This is a genomic window from Rhodococcus sp. USK13 (assembly GCF_018343855.1).
In the GTDB taxonomy this organism is placed as follows: domain Bacteria; phylum Actinomycetota; class Actinomycetes; order Mycobacteriales; family Mycobacteriaceae; genus Rhodococcus_F; species Rhodococcus_F oxybenzonivorans.
Genome location: NZ_CP069242.1, coordinates 962,340 through 981,337, shown reverse-complemented (window position 1 = coordinate 981,337; position 18,998 = coordinate 962,340). Strand labels below are relative to the sequence as shown.

At 66.2% G+C, this 18,998-nt stretch carries 17 protein-coding genes; 7 read left to right on the top strand and 10 right to left on the bottom strand.

Features of this window, described 5'->3' with window-relative positions:
* The first annotated feature begins 74 nt into the window (after positions 1 to 74).
* Positions 75 to 362, top strand: a complete 288-nt coding sequence (locus JQT59_RS07320) for a CD225/dispanin family protein (protein ID WP_159922847.1) — start codon at positions 75 to 77, stop codon at positions 360 to 362.
* Here JQT59_RS07320 and JQT59_RS07315 read toward each other — a convergent pair.
* The 3 genes from JQT59_RS07315 to JQT59_RS07305 all read right to left on the bottom strand — a co-directional run bounded on the left by JQT59_RS07315 (position 359) and on the right by JQT59_RS07305 (position 5,074).
* Positions 359 to 1,975 (bottom strand): glycosyltransferase family 87 protein, encoded by a 1,617-nt coding sequence (locus tag JQT59_RS07315; protein ID WP_213575564.1) that lies wholly within the window; start codon positions 1,973 to 1,975, stop codon positions 359 to 361. The two genes, JQT59_RS07320 and JQT59_RS07315, sit on opposite strands and share 4 nt — an antisense overlap.
* A 22-nt stretch (positions 1,976 to 1,997) precedes the next feature.
* The gene (locus tag JQT59_RS07310) at positions 1,998 to 4,364 is read right to left on the bottom strand and encodes a transglycosylase domain-containing protein (RefSeq protein WP_249354196.1); all 2,367 of its coding nucleotides are present in this window, start codon (positions 4,362 to 4,364) and stop codon (positions 1,998 to 2,000) included.
* Between the two features lie 278 nt (positions 4,365 to 4,642).
* Positions 4,643 to 5,074, bottom strand: a complete 432-nt coding sequence (locus JQT59_RS07305; RefSeq protein ID WP_109334618.1) for a DUF5318 domain-containing protein — start codon at positions 5,072 to 5,074, stop codon at positions 4,643 to 4,645.
* Positions 5,075 to 5,162: 88 nt separating this feature from the next.
* Between JQT59_RS07305 and JQT59_RS07300 the strand changes: the two genes are divergently transcribed.
* The 6 genes from JQT59_RS07300 (at position 5,163) to JQT59_RS07275 (ending at position 10,865) form a co-directional block, all read left to right on the top strand.
* Positions 5,163 to 6,023, top strand: a complete 861-nt coding sequence (locus JQT59_RS07300) for a DUF1707 SHOCT-like domain-containing protein (RefSeq protein ID WP_213575563.1) — start codon at positions 5,163 to 5,165, stop codon at positions 6,021 to 6,023.
* A 24-nt stretch (positions 6,024 to 6,047) separates the two neighbouring features.
* Entirely contained in the window at positions 6,048 to 6,872 is an 825-nt protein-coding gene (locus JQT59_RS07295) for a DUF1707 SHOCT-like domain-containing protein (RefSeq protein WP_213575562.1), read from the top strand.
* A 6-nt stretch (positions 6,873 to 6,878) separates the two neighbouring features.
* On the top strand, positions 6,879 to 7,667 hold the full coding sequence (locus JQT59_RS07290) for a DUF1707 SHOCT-like domain-containing protein (RefSeq protein WP_213575561.1): 789 nt from the start codon (positions 6,879 to 6,881) through the stop codon (positions 7,665 to 7,667).
* Between the two features lie 185 nt (positions 7,668 to 7,852).
* Positions 7,853 to 8,410, top strand: coding sequence for a PadR family transcriptional regulator (locus JQT59_RS07285; RefSeq protein WP_109334622.1), 558 nt, complete (start codon positions 7,853 to 7,855; stop codon positions 8,408 to 8,410).
* On the top strand, positions 8,403 to 9,485 hold the full coding sequence (locus tag JQT59_RS07280) for an inositol-3-phosphate synthase (RefSeq protein ID WP_005249652.1): 1,083 nt from the start codon (positions 8,403 to 8,405) through the stop codon (positions 9,483 to 9,485). The genes JQT59_RS07285 and JQT59_RS07280 overlap by 8 nt, the downstream gene beginning before the upstream one ends.
* A gap of 129 nt (positions 9,486 to 9,614) precedes the next feature.
* Positions 9,615 to 10,865: a T3SS (YopN, CesT) and YbjN peptide-binding chaperone 1 gene (locus JQT59_RS07275; protein ID WP_213575560.1), complete on the top strand. Its 1,251-nt coding sequence runs from the start codon at positions 9,615 to 9,617 to the stop codon at positions 10,863 to 10,865.
* Between the two features lie 14 nt (positions 10,866 to 10,879).
* Here JQT59_RS07275 and JQT59_RS07270 read toward each other — a convergent pair whose 3' ends face one another.
* The 7 genes from JQT59_RS07270 to JQT59_RS07240 form a co-directional block, all read right to left on the bottom strand.
* Complete coding sequence (locus JQT59_RS07270; protein ID WP_213575559.1) at positions 10,880 to 13,093, bottom strand: transglycosylase domain-containing protein; 2,214 nt, start codon at positions 13,091 to 13,093, stop codon at positions 10,880 to 10,882.
* A 132-nt stretch (positions 13,094 to 13,225) separates the two neighbouring features.
* Entirely contained in the window at positions 13,226 to 13,417 is a 192-nt protein-coding gene (locus tag JQT59_RS07265; protein ID WP_213575558.1) for a hypothetical protein, read from the bottom strand.
* Between the two features lie 6 nt (positions 13,418 to 13,423).
* Entirely contained in the window at positions 13,424 to 14,317 is an 894-nt protein-coding gene (locus JQT59_RS07260; RefSeq protein WP_213575557.1) for a carbohydrate ABC transporter permease, read from the bottom strand.
* Complete coding sequence (locus JQT59_RS07255; protein ID WP_213575556.1) at positions 14,314 to 15,363, bottom strand: carbohydrate ABC transporter permease; 1,050 nt, start codon at positions 15,361 to 15,363, stop codon at positions 14,314 to 14,316. The genes JQT59_RS07260 and JQT59_RS07255 overlap by 4 nt, the downstream gene beginning before the upstream one ends.
* A gap of 31 nt (positions 15,364 to 15,394) precedes the next feature.
* On the bottom strand, positions 15,395 to 16,669 hold the full coding sequence (locus JQT59_RS07250; protein ID WP_213575555.1) for an ABC transporter substrate-binding protein: 1,275 nt from the start codon (positions 16,667 to 16,669) through the stop codon (positions 15,395 to 15,397).
* Positions 16,670 to 16,849: 180 nt separating this feature from the next.
* Complete coding sequence (locus tag JQT59_RS07245) at positions 16,850 to 17,923, bottom strand: ABC transporter ATP-binding protein (RefSeq protein WP_213575554.1); 1,074 nt, start codon at positions 17,921 to 17,923, stop codon at positions 16,850 to 16,852.
* 89 nt (positions 17,924 to 18,012) lie between these two features.
* Entirely contained in the window at positions 18,013 to 18,867 is an 855-nt protein-coding gene (locus JQT59_RS07240) for a ferredoxin family protein (protein ID WP_213575553.1), read from the bottom strand.
* Positions 18,868 to 18,998: the final 131 nt, after the last annotated feature.

The following is an 18,998-nucleotide window of genomic DNA, read 5'->3' as shown; positions in this document are numbered from 1 at the left end:
CGTCCAGACATCTGGGCGGGTCTATACTCCACGTCGGCGCCCACGGTCGTGGGCTGAACCACGGGGAGGCATGCATGACGGCGCAGCATCAGGACACCTCGGCAGACTTCGACGGCCCGCTGGCACCGCCGCCCGCAAGCAGTCTGCCACTTGCAATCCTGGCGGTGGTCGCCTTCGTTCCGTTCGGCATCGTCGCTCTTCTCCGCGCGCTCTCCGTTCACCGACTGTGGGAGCAGGGGGAGTACGACCGTTCGGTGCGGGCCGCCGCCGACGCCCGCCAGTGGTCGATCAGAGCCATTTCGCTCGGCGTCTCTATCGCCGTGTTCCTCGTCGGCGCCGCGTACGTGCTCGCGAACCCCTAGCCGCTCATAGTCCAGGTGTCCTGGGCAGGTGCATTTTTCGACGCTCGCGGCCGCAACCAGACCGGCAACCAGCGCGGATGCGCGTCCGGTGCCTGATCGAGGACCCCACCCGAGGGGTCGTCGATGAACCCGTACCGCACGAGGTCCTCGTCGGGCCGGTAGATCTGACGGATGATCAGCACGCACAGTGCAACCACGGCGACATCACGAACCACCACCGCGGAGGTGAACCATTGCTCGGGAAGACCTTTGTTGGAGACGCCGAGGTAGTACATCATCCGGGGCACCCACACGAGCGCGTCGACGGTCATCCACGCGAGAAGAATTCGACGGTGCGGTAGGGCGAGCACAGCCAGCGGGACGAGCCACAGCGAATACTGGGGGCTCCACACCTTGTTGGTGAGAAGGAAACCGGCGACCAGCAGAAAGCACAGCTGGCTCAGCCGGGGACGCTGCGGGGCGGTGAGCCCGACATAGCCCACGCCCACACAGACCAGAGCGAACAGTACGAACGACACCGCGTTGAGGATGGTGGGTGCCTGCCCTACCGGGAGAACGCCGTCGAAACCGGTCCACCCGGTGAACGAAGTGACGACGTTGTACAGCGAGTCGGGGTCGGCGCCGCGTTCGGAATTGAGTCTGAAGAATTCGGCCCACCCGCGCGGGAAGAGCAGGGCGATAGGCAGATTGACCGCGAGCCACGTGCTTATCGCGGTCAACGCGGTCACCGACCAGTCCCGCGTCTTGCCGGTGCGCACGCACAACACCAGCAGTGGTCCGAGGAGCAGCAGCGGATACAGTTTGGCCGCGCCGCCGAGGCCGAGCAGGACACCGGCGAGCACGGGACGTTTCCGCGACCACGCAAGCAGGCCACCGGTAGCGAAAGCTGTTGCCAGCGGGTCGAAATTGGTGAACGCATGGACGACCACGAGCGGTGAACCGGCCACCAGCGCGGCGTCCCAGACACGCCGCCCGGCCAGAAGCGCACTGGCCCAGACGGTGACGAGCCACGCCGCGGCCAGCCCGAGCGCCACCACATTGAAATAGATGACGACCTGCAGGGCGCCCGGTAGCCAGTGGACGGAGTCCCACGCCTTGGCCACCGCCATGGCGCCGTACTGATACAGACCCGACACCACCGGGTACTCCATGTAGCGGCGCTGCATCTGGCCGTTGCCGGCGTCTTCCTCCCACCACTTCTTGTAGGGGAAGGCGCCCTCGTTCAGCCGTTCGGCCCCGTACAGCGGCACGGTGTCGGAGTAACACATCGCGACATATTGCCGGCTACCGCTCCAGTCGAGACCCAGCGCACCGTTCGCGCCCACCGGAGCCTGCTGGATACAGGGCGCCTTGGCGAACCAGCCGAGCGCGAGAAAGACGACCGCCAACAACAGGATCGCCCGCATCGGCGTGAAGAATCGACTGCGCCCCACCACCGCGTGCCGACCCACCGGTCCACCGATCACCCCGGACAGCTCCGACACCAGCGGGTCGGTGCGGCCGGGAACATCCCGCCAGTCCGCCGAACGCTGATCCTCCGCCAATGGTGCGGGCGAGACGAATTCCGCCTCGCCCGCGCCTCGGACGACGTGCGCGTTCTGGTTTTCGGCCACTACGCGAGGCTACCGCTCGCCGCTAACCAGTCGGAATCTGCCGCTGACCGTTGCCCGCGTTCGGTGGTGTCGTGTTCTCCGGTTCGGTCGGCACCACCGGTGCCGGTGTGGTCGGTCTCGGCGCCAGACCCGGAACCGGAATGGTGATGCCGGGCAGAATTTCGACCGGCGACGGCGTCACCACCACAGGCGGCACGAGCTGCGTCGGCAGCTGGAAGGTACTCGTCGGCGGCGCAGACGTCTTGGGAGGCGCCGGGGCGGAGTACGCCGGCAGACCCGACTGGCCTCCGATGGGACCCGGCTTCGGGAACTTCTCGACGGGGGTGCCTTCGAGGGCCCCGTCCATCGTGTCCTTCCAGATGTCGGACGGCAGGCCGGAGCCGTAGATCATGGCGCCGTTGCTGTTCTCGAGAGCCTGACCATCGGTGGTGCCCACCCAGACCGCCGTGGACAGCGACGGGGTGTACCCCACCATCCATGCGTCCTTGTTCTGCCCGGTGTCCCCGAGCTGCGCGGTACCCGTCTTGGCCGCGGACGGGCGTCCACCGGCCAGGTTGTGACCGCGCGAATATCCGGCGATCGGCTCCATCGCGGCCGTCACGTTGTCGGCGACGTCCTTGTCGATGCGCTCCTCGCCCGGATCGACACCGCGGTCGAGCAGCACGGTGCCGTCCGCGCTGACCACTTTCTGCACGAAGTGCGGGGCGCGGTAGACACCCGAGGCCGCCAACGTGGCATAGGAGGACGCCATGTCGAGCACGCGCGACTGGTATTGACCCAGCACGATGCCGTTGTTGGGACCACTGCCGTCCGGCTCGGTCAGCGTCGGCCCGACACCGGGGATCTCCTCCGGGATACCCGCCCGGTGGGCAATCTCGGCGATCGCCTGCGGCCCGCCGTCGATTTCGAGTTGCTGACGGTAGAAGCTGGTGTTCAGCGACCGCTTGAGGGCCTCGGCGATGGTGCAGGTGCCGCAACCCTCGCCCTCGACGTTGCTGATCGTGATGCCGTTGACCGTGAGCTCCGAGCTGTCGTACATCTGCGACAGCGGGATGCCCTGGTCGAGGGCCGCGGCGAGGCCGAACACCTTGAACGACGAACCGGTCTGCAGTCCGGCGTTCGCGAAGTCGTAACCGCCGCCGTCCTCGCCGCCGTAGTAGGCCCGCACCGCGCCGGACTTCGGGTCCACGGACACCACACCGGTCCGCAGGTTCTCCGGTTCACCCTCCAGGTTGGAACGCACCGAGTCCACCGCGGCCGCCTGCGCGACCGGGTCGATCGTCGTCGTGATCTGCAGTCCCTCGGTGTTCAGCAGCTGCTCGCTGATTCCGGCGTCACCCAGCTCCCGCAGGACCTGGTTCTTGATCAGGCCCTCCGGACCGGTGTCCTGGTTACCGTTGTCGACCTGGGCGAGGGGCACATAGGGCGGATACTGCATACCTGCGCGAGCCGACTGCTCGAGCGTGCCTGCGGTGACCATGCCGTCGAGGACGTAGTTCCACCGCGACTGCGCACCCTCGGGATTCGTCTCCGGATCGAGCAGCGACGGCAACTGGATCGACGACGCCAGAACTGCGCTCTCCTCGACGGTGAGCTGGTCGACGGGCTTGTTGAAGTACGCCTTCGACGCCGCCGCGATACCGTACGCACCACGGCCGAAGTAGATGGTGTTCAAGTAGGCGGCCAGGATGTCGTCCTTCGACCATTCACGGGCCATCTTCGACGAGATGACCAGTTCCTTCATCTTTCGCGTCAGCGACCGTTCGGAACCCACCATCGTCTTCTTCACGTACTGCTGGGTGATGGTCGAGCCACCACCCGCGCTGTCCTTACCCAGGACATTGTCGCGGGCGGCGCGGGCGAAGCCGCCGACCGAGAAGCCGGGGTTCGAGTAGAAGTCGCGGTCCTCGGCTGCCAGCACCGCGTCCCGGGTGTGCTTCGGGATCTGGTCGAGGGTGACCTCGGTGCGGTTACCCTCCGGCGGCACGACCTTGCTCAGCACCGACGTGCCGTCCGCGGCGTAGATGGTGGCCACCTGGTTGGTCTTCAGGTCGCCGGGACGCGGAACTTCCTGCACGACGTAGGCGGCCATGAACAGCAGGATCGGAATGATCAGGCCCAGCGCGACACATGTGTAGGCGGCGCGGCGCACAATCCTCCACCTCGACTTGTTTTTCGCCGGCGGTTTCCGCGGCGGTCCACCAGCGTTGCCTCCCGGCCGGCGACCGCCCGTCGGCGGCGGACCCGGAGGACGCCCACCGGGGGGCGGCGCGCTGCGAGGACCGGCAACCGGACGGCCTGGCGGGGGACCGGGACGGCCCGGCGGGGGACCGGGACGACGCGGCGGCGGCCCCGGAGGACGGCCCCCACCCTGCGGCGGAGGAGGCATACGACGCGGCGGCGGTCCGGGAGGACGGCCGCCACCCTGCGGCGGGGGAGGCATACGGCGCGGTGGCGGCCCACCTGCAGGCTGTCCGCCGCGGGGTGGTGGACCTCCGGGGCGCCCCTGTGGCGGGGGGCCACTCGGTCGTCTCGGTCCGTTCGGTCGATCACCCGGGGCGTTGCTGCGGGGGGAACTCACGTACAAATCTCCAGTGGTTGTGGACCTGTTTCAGTCCGGCGTCACGTCAGTGGGCAGTCCTCGGCCCTCGTCCGTGTTCGGGCGTTCTATTCGCTCGCGGTCCGCCGACTCGGCGGCCGAGGCCTCGGCGACGATCGCCTCGGCCTCTTCGGTGCGGGCACATTACCGAGAACATAAGACTGAACCAGATGGTTCCAGCTACAGGTTCTGCACACCTCGACCACGTGAACCGAGAACTCCTCCTGAGTGGCTGCGAGACGCACCAGCTCCTCGGCCGTCCGAGCCGAACCTGACACCGGGCCCAGCTTGTCGCCGAAGACCCAGGAAACCAGGGTCAACTGCTCTTTCCGGCAGATAGGGCACACGACGTCACTGCCCTTGCCGTGGAATTTCGCGGCTCGAAGCAGGTACGGGCTGGCATCACAGACCTCCGTGACGCCCGTCCTGCCCGAGTAGACCTCGGCCAGCAGAGACTTGCGCTGAAGCGCGTAGTCCACCACCTGCCGCTGTATCCGCACGGAGACCAGAGTACGTGCGTGGCGTCAGGAGGAAAGGGGTCGGTCGAGTGACGCTGGTCAAACGCCGTTCCCCCACTACGATGCCGATGTGGCCTCCGGACCGTCCTCGCGCACCCGCGCACGCGACCTCGATCGCGTCAATGCGTGCAGCCAACTCGACGCCGCTTACGCCGACGGACAGCTCGACGCCGGCGAGTACCACGACCGCACCGCGCAGGCCATGTCGGCGAAGACGCTGGCGGAACTGAACCTGCTGATCAGCGACCTGCAGTTGCCCGCCAGCCTCACCGATGAAGTACCCGTTCGCTCTGCCCGGCCCCGCAGAACAGTTCTGCGGATCGCCGTGGGTATTGCGGTGGCGGTGGCAGCAGGGATCGTCGCAGTTGCACTGACGCAGCACGACGGCCCCGAGCCGGCCGGCGGTTCCGTACCCGTCCAGGTCGAGCGGCCCGTCGGTTTTCCCGTCCAGGAGCCGCCGGTGGCGGACGCCGAGTCGCCGATCACCGGGGTGGTTCAGCCGCTGACACCGGACGGCATCGCAGCGGTGTTCGACGCCTATCAGCGCGAGTTCGGCGACCTCACGGCTCATCAGATGGCGCTGTACCCGGGCTATGCCCTCGCAAAGAGAACGGTGGCGGAAGCACCCGGTCAGGCCGACACCTACTCCTTCCGCGGCGGCTTCACCCCGTGGGGACCGCGCAGCGGGCGGTCGCCCGGCACGGCCGACGTCGATCTGCGGCAGGTGGACGTCGCTGCGCTGGGGGCGCTGCTCGGCGATGCTCCTCGGCTCGTCGGCGCACCCGACGGCAGCATCGCCCACGTCCTCATCGCCGACGGCGGTAGAGGTCCGACCATGAACATCTACGTCAACGGCGCCGACAACCTCGGGGGCGGGTACGTCAAGGCCGGCCTCGGCGGCGAAGTTCTGCAGATCGTCCCAGCGCAATAGCGGTCCGCACACTAAGATCTCTGCGTGGCCAGCCGATACCCAGCGAACACGCGCGCGCGTGACGTCGACCGCGCCAATACCGCGGCAATACTCGACGGCGCTTTCGGGGACGGACAGCTCAGTCAGGACGAGCACCGGGCCATGTCGGAACTCGCCGCCGGCGCGCGCACACTCGACGAACTCGAAGCCCTCGTCGGCGACCTGCAGCGTCCCGCGGATGCACCGCCCGACGCCAGGCCTCCCCGCGAAACCCGCCGCCACCTGTTCACCGCAGCAGTCGCGGCCACCGCCGTCATTGCCGCTGTCGGGGCCTTCGCCCTCACCGACAGCGACGACGCGCAGGCCCCCGCACCCGCCGCGCAACCGGCCTCGATGGATCTCGGTGCAGTCGCGCCGGTGGTGATACCGACGCCGGACCTCACCACGCGGGAAGGAATGACCCTCTTCATCGATCAGTACCGCGCCAAGTTCGGTGACACGGTCGTCGACGAGTTGAACCTGTATCCACAACACGCCAACTTGGAGCGCGCACAACCGCTGGAGCCGAATCGGCTGGTCTCGTACGACTACCAGGGCGGGTTCTCGCCGTCACGTCCGGCGACCACTCGGAAGGTCGACACCCCGATCATCGACCTCGCGGGCCTGAATGTGGATGCCCTGGCGGACGTCGTGGCGACGGCGCCCACGGCTATCAATGTTCCGGACGCGAAGGTCGACTACCTCGGAATCGACACCGACGGCGCCACGCCCATCGTGCGGATCTACGCGAGCAACGACTTCGACGAGAGCGGCATGATCGTGGTCACGCCGGCGGGTTCGGTCCTCCGCGTCTCGCCGTTCAGTGGATAGGACACGATGAACAAGACAAGCCTCCCCGGGCTACGGGCTCGCGACTCCGATCGGGCCGACGCATGCGGAGTCCTCGACGCGGCTCAGGCCGACGGTCAGATCTCGGCTGAGGAACACAGCTACCGCACAGCCCGGGCGATGAGCGCGAAGACCTTCGACGAACTCGACCGGCTCGTCGGTGACCTGCAAATTCCCAGCCGACTGGCCAATGCCCCCGTCGTCCGCCCGAAACAGCGCAGGTCCCGGCGACGGTGGATCGCCGCCGGTGCGATCGTCGTGAGCGCTGCGGTAGTCGGCGCAATCGCGGGATCGATCGGGGATGACGCCGGACCGTCGAAGCCGCTTCCCACCCTGACCACCGGCAGCGGGGTTCAACACTTCATCGACGAGTACCGCGCAGAGTTCGGTGACACCATCGCCGATGAAGTCGATCTCTTCCCCGAACATGCCGTTCTCGACCGACAGGCAACCGGAAACCCGTCCCAGTCCGACCCGTACCTCTACGACGGAGAATTCGACAGCTGGGGAAGCGCCTCCACCCGCGACGCCGACGAGCGGTCGTTCGACCTCGCCGCCGTGGACCTTCCGGCCCTCGCCGGCCTGCTGAAAGGCGCACCGGAAAGCGTCCGAGTGCCCAACGGAACCGTGGATCACCTGTCCTTCGGCTTCGAGCCCGGCGGAGAACAAGGGCCGCCGATCATCTCCGTGTACGCGAATAACGAAGCCGGCAACACCGGATACTTCGACGTCACCTTCGACGGTGAGATCATCGCCGTCTACCCGTTCGGTGACTAGACGTAGTTCCTACGGAGGTTGTGAACGGCGCGGCTGACCCGCGAACCGGCCGACAGAAGCCACCCACAAAACAATCTGTGACGACTTGTCCCATGTATCGCCCACGCGTATCGTCATATATATCGGTGCGATATAGTTCGGCATCGCATCACACGGTTAGGTCTGGCGACTCAGGGGGTGGACAAGTGCTCGAATTGGCAATTCTCGGGCTGCTCCACGAGTCACCCATGCACGGATATGAGCTGCGGAAGCGGTTGACGGGACTGCTGGGTGCGTTTCGCGCGTTCTCCTACGGTTCCCTCTATCCCACTCTGCGACGCATGCAGGCGGACGGTCTGATCGCCGAGGACGCAGGTGCCCCGGGCACCGTCAAGCGTCGCGCCCGCCGCGTCTATCAGCTCACACCGGTCGGCAGGGAGCGGTTCAAGGAACTGGTCGCCGACACGGGTCCGCAGAACTACACCGATGACGGTTTCGGTGTTCATCTCGCCTTCTTCAGCCGCACACCCGCAGAGGCGCGGATGCGCATTCTCGAAGGCAGACGACGCCAGGTCGAGGAGCGCCGGGAGGGGCTCCGCGAAGCCGTGGGACGGGCCAGCGGGTCGATAGACCGCTACACCCGTCAGCTTCACCAGCTCGGTCTCGAATCCAGTGAGCGCGAAGTGCGCTGGCTCAACGAGCTGATCGCCGCCGAGCAATCGACAGCAACACCTAATAAAGAAGGAGAACCCGACCATGGGTGAGAACAGCACCGCGGTGCGCGTGGCCATTGTGGGCGTGGGGAACTGTGCCTCGTCCTTGGTTCAGGGCGTGCAGTACTACAAGGACGCCGACGAGACGGCGACCGTTCCCGGCCTCATGCACGTCAAGTTCGGCAAGTACCACGTTCGCGACGTCCAGTTCGTCGCCGCTTTCGATGTCGACGCAAAGAAGGTCGGATTCGACCTCTCCGAGGCCATCTTCGCCAGCGAGAACAACACCATCAAGATCGCGGACGTTCCGCCGGCCGACGTGCCGGTGCTGCGCGGCCCCACCCTCGACGGCATCGGCAAGTACTACGCCGAGACCATCGAGATTTCCGAGGCCGAGCCCGTCGACGTCGTCAAGGCGTTGAAGGACGCCGAGGTGGACGTGCTGGTGTCGTACCTGCCCGTGGGTTCCGAGGATGCCGACAAGTTCTACGCCCAGTGCGCAATCGACGCGGGTGTCGCGTTCGTCAACGCCCTGCCCGTGTTCATCGCCTCCGACCCCGAGTGGGCGGCTAAGTTCAAGGACGCCGGCGTCCCGATCGTCGGTGACGACATCAAGTCGCAGGTCGGTGCCACCATCACCCACCGCGTCATGGCGAAGCTGTTCGAGGACCGCGGCGTGCAGCTCGACCGCACCATGCAGCTCAACGTCGGCGGCAACATGGACTTCAAGAACATGCTCGAGCGGGACCGCCTCGAGTCCAAGAAGATCTCCAAGACGCAGGCTGTGACGTCGAACCTGACCCGCGACCTCGGTCCCGGCAACGTGCACATCGGCCCGTCGGACCACGTCGGCTGGCTCGACGACCGCAAGTGGGCGTACGTGCGCCTCGAGGGTCGCGCGTTCGGCGACGTGCCCCTGAACCTGGAATACAAGCTCGAGGTCTGGGACTCCCCGAACTCGGCCGGCATCATCATCGACGCCGTCCGCGCCGCCAAGATCGCCAAGGACCGCGGAATCGGTGGACCCGTCTACCCGGCTTCCGCGTACCTGATGAAGTCCCCGCCGGTTCAGATGGCGGACGACAAGGCTCGCACCGAGCTCGAGGCGTTCATCATCGACGCGTAGGACGGTTCCCGAGGCGAATGCCCCTTTCGACGCTTTTCATCGCGCCGTAAGGGGCATTCGCCTTTGTGTTCGAATACTTGTCGTACCCGCCCTCTACGGTGACACCCAGGATTCATCGAGGGAGGCGTGATGTCCGAGAACACTTTCGATCGGGAGATCGACGACGCATGGACGCAGTTCCAAGACCGTCTGACCCGGTATGTGCGCGCGATGCAGGACGACGACGAGCTGGTGCTGGTGTCGCGTTACGACAGCACCGACGACGGCCTCACCGAGACGGCCGCGTGCGTGCGATTCTTCGCCTGGGCCGGTGACACGGTGCGGTGTGAGGTGCCGTCCAACCTTTTCTTGCATCCGGCGCGTCAACTTTCCGAGGAAGATCACGATCGGCTGATCGAACTCGGGTGGAACCGCCCGGATGCGGTGGTGGACGTCGACGAGGGCAACGGCTCCGCTTCGTTCTATCTCGACGCCGACCGCACCGAGGCCACTCGGCTGGCGACGATGACCATCGCCGTGTTCCGGGAAATCTGGGACCTGATGCATCCGTCGTTCCTGCACGCGATCACCCGGGGTCGACAAGATGTCCCGCCGCTCGACGTCCCCGACGTCGCACCGGCTCGGCAGCGCAACGGATCAGGTCTACGGGAACTCGTCGACACGGCCGTCGAATCGATGCTCGGGCAGGCACCGGAGAAGGACGGGGACGGAGACATCCTCGTCTGGGTCGGTGACATGCCCACCTACGTCAGGGTGCTCGACGACGACGCCCGGGTCGAGGTGTTTGCCCGCGTTGTCCATTCGATCAGTGACCGGACCCGCGCAGCGGAAGCGCTGGCCGATCTCAACCGTCAGTGGTCCGACATCAAATTCCTGCTGATAGTCGACAACGTGGTCGCCGTCATGCGAATCGACGGTTCGCCTTTCGCGGCCGAACATCTGCTGTCGGTGTTCCGCACCTTCGAGCACCTCGTCGATACCGCCGACGAGGCATTTGCCGAACGACTGGGCGGCACCCTCAACACCACCGCCACGAGTCCGACCGGCACCGACGAGCACGGCAGCCACGAGTTGCCCGCGGCGCTGATGACGCTGATTCATCTGGACTCCGACAGCGGGCTGGACGCCGACGATGTCGCCGAAATCTGCGGTCGCGATCGAGACACCATCCTCGAATTCCTGCGCCTCTGCTCCGACCAGGAAGTCGAGTGGCGCCACAACGCGGAACTCGCCCGCGAGAACGACTCCGAAGAAGCGGACATGTGTGAGAGCGAAGCCCAGTCCTGGGCCAAGACGTCCGACAGCCTACGAGCAGCGCTGCGGGTCGTGGTGCTGCCGCATCGTGCACCACCGGGCGGCGGGTACCGCAGCCTGGGCTGAAAGTTCGCCCGACCCTAGCCCGGCAGCGGAATGATCACGCCCGGAAGAATTTCGATCTGCGTGGGCGCCGGTAGCTGGAGCTGCGGCGGGGGCTGAATCGGCGGTAACGGTGCCGGCGGCGGCGCCTCTACGGGTGCCGGCGCAGGCGGCGGACTGGCGGTCTGGCCGTTGCCACTTCCGGACCCGCTGCCGCTACTCGAAACGCCGCTCCACGAAGGAACACCCGCCTGCCCGCCGATGGGGTCCGGCCAGGGGAATTCTTCCCAGTCGGTGTCCTCGAGGGCACCGTCCATCGTTCCCTTCCAGATGTCGGACGGCAGGCTGGACCCGTAGATCAGCCCGCCCCAGCTGTTGTTGATCGCGGTGGCGTCGGCCTTACCGATCCACACCGCCGTCGACAACGACGGCGTGTAACCGACCATCCAGGCGTCCTTGTTCTCACCGGTATCGCCCAGCTGCGCGGTGCCCGTCTTCGCCGCCGACGGACGTCCTCCCGCGAGTGCGTGACCGCGGGAATAGGCAGCCACCGGCATCAAGGCTTGGCTGATGTTGTCGGCGACCGCGGCCTCGAGTCGACGCTCCCCGGGGCTCGGCGCCCGATCGAACAGGACCACTCCATCGGCGGTCACCACGCGCTGGACAAAGTACGGCGGGTGGTAGATGCCGGAGGCGGCGAGCGTCGCATACGCCGACGCCATATCGATCGGACGAGACAAGTACTGACCGAGAACGATGCCGCCCTCGGGTTCGCCGCCGTTCTCACTCAACGTTTTGCCCTGCACCCCGGGGATGAACTCGGGAATACCGGCCTTGTGCGCGGCGTCGGCAATGGCTTGCGGACCGTTGTCCAAGGACATCATGAGCCGGTAGAAACTGGTGTTCAGTGACCGTTTGGTGGCCTCGGCGATGGTGCATGTGCCGCAGGATTCACCCTCGACGTTGCCGATCTGCACATTGCCGACGGTCAGCGGGGCGCTGCTGAAGCGGGCAGAGAGCGGAATGCCCTGTTCGAGCGCGGCGGCCAAGCCGAACACCTTGAACGACGAGCCCGTCTGCAGCGGAGCCTGCGCGTAGTCGAATCCGGCACCGTCCTCACCGCCGTAGTAGGCACGGACACCGCCGGTGCGCGGATCGATGGACACCACCGCGGTGCGCAGACCGGGGTCCTCCCCTTCCAGGGTTTCGTGCACGGAGTCGATCGCGGCCTGCTGCGCTTTCGGGTCGATCGTCGTGGTGATCTGTAGACCCTCGGTGTTCAGAGTCTGCTCGGAGATCCCGGCGTCCGACAGTTCCCGGAGCACCTGGTTGCGGATCAGACCCTCCGGGCCGGGCGCGGAGTTGGCGTCGGTGGGCCGATTGGCCGGCGCCGCGGCCGGAAACTCGATCTCGCTGCGGTCCTGGGAGGTGAGCACACCCATCTCGACCATGCCGTCGAGCACATAGTTCCACCGGGCCTGCAACTGGTCGACGTTCGCTTCGGGGTCGAGGTAGGACGGGCTCTGGATCACCGAGGCCAGCACGGCGCCTTCGGCCACCGACAGCTCACCGACCGGCTTGTCGAAGTACGCCCGCGACGCCGCCTCGATGCCATAGGCACCACGGCCGAAGTAGATGGTGTTGAGGTACGCCGCGAGGATCTCGTCCTTCGACCATTCCCGGGCCATCTTGGTGGAGATGACGAGTTCGCGCATCTTCCGATACACGTTTCGGTCGGCGCCGACCAGCACGTTCTTGACGTACTGCTGGGTGATCGTCGACCCGCCGCCAGCGCTTTCCTTGCCGAGGACGTTGTCGCGGGCGGCTCGCACGAATCCCGTGGTCGAGAAGCCGGGGTTGGAGTAGAAATTCCGGTCCTCCGCCGACAGGACAGCGTCCCGGACGTGCTGCGGTATCTCCCCGAGCGCGATTTCGGTGCGGTTACCTTCCGGGGGAATCACCTTCGCCAATTCGGTGGCGCCGTCCGCGGCGAACACCGTGGCCACCTGATTGGTCTTCATGTCCGACGGGCGGGGGACCTCGGCCTGGACGTAACTCACCAGGAACATCACGAGGGGAATGACCAGCACGAGCGCTATCACGCCCAGACCGACGCGGCGGACCGTGCGCCAGCGGCGGGACTTCTTCTTCCCTGCTCGCGGCGTGCTTGTCGCTGCTGCGCCGTCGTCACCGACGGGCGTGCCACCGGACTCGGCGGTGCCATCGCCCGTCGCGTCGTTGCCAGAACTCACTTACACACTCCCGGTCAGGTATCCGGTCACGGAGGATCATCGCACCCACCCCGTACGTATGTTATGTGATTGCCCCGAGTGTGACGCGCACCGCGCTACCGATCAGCAAATAATCCGACCGCTTGTCCTGTTTCAGCGGACACGGGCGCGCGCCGCAACTGCGAGCCCCGACAACAGCAGGCAACCCAGCAACACCAGCGCCGGTGTGACACCGGGATCACCGTTCACCACCTCCACGACCGCGGCGATGAACGCCATCACCGTGAAGAACCCGAGGATTCCGATGAGAATCTCGAGTCGCTGCCGCTTCGCCACCGGATGCATCTGGTGTCAGCTCTTCACGCCGCCGGCCGTCAGCCCCGACACGATGCGGCGCTGGAACAGCAGCACCATGATGACCAGCGGAATGGTGACGATGGTGCCGGCTGCCATGATCGCCGCGTAGGGCACGACATGCGGGTCGTTGCCGGAGAACCGGGCGATCGCGACGGTGACCGGTTCGGTGGCGTCACTCGACAGCTGGCTGGCGAGGAGATACTCGTTGACGGTGGCGATGAACGCCAGGATGGCGGTGGTGAACAGCGCGGGCGCCGCCAGCGGCAACATCACCAACCGGAACGCCTGGCCCCGGTTGGCGCCGTCGATCCGGGCCGCCTCCTCGAGCTCCCACGGGAGTTCCTTGAAGAACGACGTCAGGGTGTAGATGGTGAGCGGGAGGACGAACGAGATGTTGGGGATGATCATCGCCTGGTAGGTGCCGATCCAGCCGATGTTCGTGAAGAACTGGAACAGTGGAGTGACCAGTGCGACGACGGGGAACATCGACGCGCCGAGCACGATGCCGACCACCACGTACTTGAACCGGAACTCGATCCGAGCCAGGGCGTAGGCGGTGAAGATGCCGACGGCCAGAGCCACCGCGGTGGTGACGCCGCCGACGATCATGCTGTTGATCAGGGCCCGCGTGAAGTTGTTGCCGCTGCTCGTCGACAACGCGTTCTGGAAGTTCTCGAGGGTCAGGTGCGTCGGCCACGGTGTGGTGTCGAAGGTGTAGTCGGGGTCGCGGAACGCCGTCACCATCATCCAGTAGAACGGGGCGAGACCCCAGACGAGGATGATCGCGACGCCGACGTAGATGCGAGTGTTCTTGAAAGCGAATCGCTGGGGACGCTTGCGCCGCGCCGAGGTGTCGGGGACGTCCGGTTCCGGTGCGCGATGCGTCACGGCTTCGGCCCCTTTCGCTGTGCTTCCTGAGTTTCGACGGCATTGGCACCGAGAAACTTCACGAGGACGAATGCGACCGCGAAGATCATCAGGAATGTGATGGTCGAGAGCGCCGACGCGCTGTTGAACCCTTGCCGCACCTGGTCGACCACGAGTATCGACACGGTGGTGGTGGCAGGGTTGCCGCCCGTCAGGATGGCGGGCAGGTCGTACATGCGCAGGGCGTCCATGGTGCGGAACAGGATCGCCACCATCAGAGCAGGCTTGACCAGAGGGAGTGTGATCCGGCGGAACCGCTGCCACGCCGAGGCGCCGTCCACGCGGGCTGCCTCGTACACGTCCTGAGGAATCATTTGCAGACCGGCGAGGATCAGCAGCGCCATGAACGGTGTGGTTTTCCAGACGTCGGAGATGATCACGGCGAAGCGGGCCGGCCATTCGTCCGACGTCCACAGGATTTGGGTGCCGAGTAACCGGTTGGCGATGCCGTCGTAGGCGAAGATGAAGTACCACAGCTTGGCGGTGACCGCGGTCGGGATGGCCCACGGGATAAGGACGGCCGCGCGCAGCAGTGCGCGACCCTTGAATGTCTTGCCCATGATGATCGCCATCCACAGGCCGATCGCGACCTCGATCCCGACAGTGACGACAGTGAAAAAGGCGGTGTTACCGACCGCCGACCAGAACTGGGACCCGAGTGTGCCCGGGGGGCACGCCACGGCCGCACCTCCCGGAGAGGTGCATTGCTGCAGGATCCAGTGCGTGTAATTGGTGAATCCTGCCCAACCGCCCTCGACGAACATGCCCGTCGACGGGTCGAGACCGGCATCCTTCTGGAACGACATCACCAGGGCCCGGATCACCGGGTACCCGATGACGACAGCCAGGACCGCCAGCGTCGGGACGACGAACAGCCACGCGCGGCGACCGCTCAGCCCAAAGCGTCGCCCGTTCTCACTTTCCGCACGCGAACCGCGGCCGGGATCGGAATCCCCGGCCGCGGTACGGGCCGGCGCCCCACTGGTGGTCCCAGTCGGAACGGCCATCTTCACTCCTGTGTTCTACGAGCCGGTGTTGCTACGAGCCCGCGGACTGGATACCGGACTGCATGTCCGTGATCGCCTGGTCGACGGACTTCTCACCCTTGATGGCGGCGTAGGCGTTGTCCTGCACGGCCTTCGACACAGCCGGGTAGAACGGGGTGACCGGGCGGGGAACAGCGTTTTCGATCGACACCTTCAACGTGGGCATGAAGGGGTACTTCGCCACGATCTCCGGGTCGTCGTACAGCGCGGCGCGGACCGGGGGAAGCGAGTCCATCGCCATGATGCGCTGCGCCTGCTCGCCCTGCAGGAAGGTCAGGAAGTCGCGAGCGGTTGCCTTGTTCTCCGAGAACGCGCTGATGGCGGCGTTGTAGCCACCGAGCGTCGAGGTGCCGATCCCGTCCTTGCCGGGCAGCGGGGCGACCGCGAACTTGCCCTTCACCGCGGACGAGTCCTTCTCGGCGTTGGCGTACACGTACGGCCAGTTGCGCAGGAACAGCGCCTTGCCGTCCTCGAAGGCCTTCTGGCTTTCGGGCTCCTTGAACGTGGTGTCCTGAGCCGGGATGTCGCCGTTCTTGAAGTTGTCCACGAGAACCTGCAGACCCGCGCGGGACTCCGGGCTGTCGACGGTGGGGGTCTTGCCGTCCTCACCGACGAACGAACCACCGAACGCGTTGATGACCTCGGCGGTGTTCACCGTCAGGCCCTCGTAGGGCGCGAACTGACCGGCGTAGCAGTCGATGTTGTTGGTCTTGGCCACCTCGCACGCCGCGGCGAGTTCCGTCCACGTCTTCGGGGCGGCGGGGAGCAGGTCGCTGCGGTAGTACAGCAGCCCACCGTTGGTGTTCTTGGGTGCCGCGTACTGGGTGCCGTTGTAGGTGGCACTTTCCACGGTGGCGGGGAGGATTCCGGTGTTGTCGACCGCGAACTCACCGGTCAGCGGCTGCAGCCAGCCCTTGGCCGCGAACTCCGCGGTCCAGGGCACGTCGAGTGCCACGACGTCGTAGTCGGACTGCTTGGCCTGCAGGTGCTGGACGAGGTCGTCGTGCGCCTGATCGGCGTCGTTCGACTGCTCCTTGAACGTCACCTGCTCGTCCGGGTGCTCGGCGTTCCACGCGTCGATGATCTGGCGGACGACCCCGGTCTCGGTGGTGTCCTTGCCCTCGACGTACGTGATGGGTCCGCGGCCGTCGAGGTTCTCCGACGTGGAGTTGCTGCCGCTGTCGCTAGAGCACGCGGTGAGCGTGACCAGCGACGCAGCGGTGGCAAGCACCGCGGCGCGCCGGACCGCTCTCGAAATCTGAACCATGGAGTCTCCCCGTAGGTAGATGTGGATGAACCCGCCACCGGCACCGGGATTCCGGCGCATTGCGCACGAAATCCGGCGGCACCGGTGCGGTGTCGGAACATACTGTGGCACGGAACACGGCCGAAGTGCCGCATTACCCCCGACCTGAATCGTTCAGGAACGGCGGCGCGGACTCCGCGGCTAGCTCAGCCGGTATCCCTCGGACGCCGAGAACAGGTGTACCGCGGCGGGATCGACGTGCAGTTTCACCAGGTCGCCCTTGCGTGGGGGGTTCCGCCAATCGGCGCGCGCCACCAGCTGGTGTGTCTCGCCGTTGACGGTGCTGCGACCGTAGATGTAAGCGTCGGATCCGAGCTCCTCGACCACCGCGACCTCCATCGGGATGCCCGTGGTGGACAGCTCGAGGTGTTCGGGACGGATACCCACCACCACCTGGGTTTCGGACGATTCCGAGCGCAGTTGGCGGGGCAGGGGAATCGTCGCGTCGCCGAGCACGACCCCGTCCGGAGTGATCGGCAAGGTGAACAGATTCATCGACGGCGAACCCATGAAGCCGGCGACGAACACGTTGGCCGGCTTGCTGTAGAGGTTGCGCGGGGAGGCGCACTGCTGCAGCACTCCATCCTTGAGCACGGCGACCCGATCACCCATCGTCATCGCCTCGACCTGGTCGTGGGTCACGTACACCATGGTGGTCTCGAGGCGGCGCTGCAGTTGCGCGATCTGCGTCCGCGTCTGCACGCGGAGCTTGGCGTCGAGGTTCGACAGCGGCTCGTCCATCAGGAACACCTGAGGTTGCCGGACGATCGCACGGCCCATCGCGACCCGCTGACGCTGACCGCCGGAGAGCGCCTTGGGCTTGCGGTCGAGGTACGGCTCGAGGTCGAGCAGCTTGGCCGTCTCCTCGACGCGCTGCCGGATGTCGGCCTTCGGTTTCCCGGCGAGCTTCAACGCGAAGCCCATGTTCTCGGCCACCGACATGTGCGGATAGAGGGCGTAGTTCTGGAACACCATCGCAATATCCCGCTGCTTCGGCTCCTGGCCGGTGACGTCCCGGTCACCGATGAGGATTCGCCCACTGTGCACGTCTTCGAGTCCCGCGAGCATGCGCAGTGATGTGGACTTGCCGCAGCCGGAGGGTCCGACCAGCACGAGAAACTCACCGTCCTCGATCTTCAGATCGAGCTGATCGACGGCCGGCTTGTCCGAGCCGGGGAACAAACAGGTGGCACCGTCATAGGTCACTGTGGCCATGAACGTCGAAGTCCCTTCTACCCGGCGCAGCGCGCGCACGTGCGTGCGAATGTACCTTTCCGGCGTCCTCCCGCACGCACGTGTATCTGTTACCGACCGTCTGCCGGCGCCACGTCCGTCATCTCGACCAGGCGGTGATGCTCCGGGTTGCCCACCACTCCCGCGCTGCACGCGGTCAGCCGAGGCGCCGCCGACTCGGTGCGCACACGCACGCGCACAACTCCGTCGGGGAGAGCGACGAGGACGTCGGAATCGCCGTCGTCACGCGTGGTGGCGGACAGCGGAACGACGTCGTCGATACCGACCAGGTCGCGGTCGGCGCGGACGGAATAGTCGGCGAACTGAAGCAGCGGCGGGTCGATGCATCGCCCGCGGTAATGCCCCAGCACGATGCGGCCCCGATCATGTTCGGCGACTATATGTTCCGCGGCCTCCGCGGTGACGCGTCCGTAGTAGATTCCGGAGGGCAGGCACACCATGGTCGCCGCGAACCTGTCTCCGCCGACGTGCGTGGACTCCCACACCCGGCTCCCACGATCTCCGAGGCCGGCAACCACCGGACGTCCGAAGGCGGCGCAGCACGCGTCCTTCTTGCCGTGTGTGCACACCAGGAACAGTGAAGGATGAACCGTCGACGGGTTGACCTCTGGCACAGCAGTTTCCGAGACGAGGTCGAGCAGTTCCCCATCGTCGCGCACCAGTTCTCGCTTCATCCACGCATCGGATCGGCCGGGACGGACCAGGTAGACGTGTCGCCCAGTGCTGATGTCGCGACGAGCCCTGGTCCGTATCAACACGGGTCGGACCCCGGCGTCCGCGCAGCGTCCGGCCAGCGTGTCACCGAGAATGGGGTCGAGGCGACTCTGCCGTAACCGGTCCCGGCCCCACGGGCCCGGCTGCTCGATCAGCAGCCACGCCCGCACCTCTGGAGCGGTGCCTGCCATCGGCTCCTGCAGAGAACGCGAAAGGTCGGCACACGCGGGCGGCCTGAGAAGACTCGTCGGATCGGGTCGAAGTGGGGCACGGGAACTGGACGGCACGGGCTTCTCCGATCGTGGTCGACATCAACCCGCCG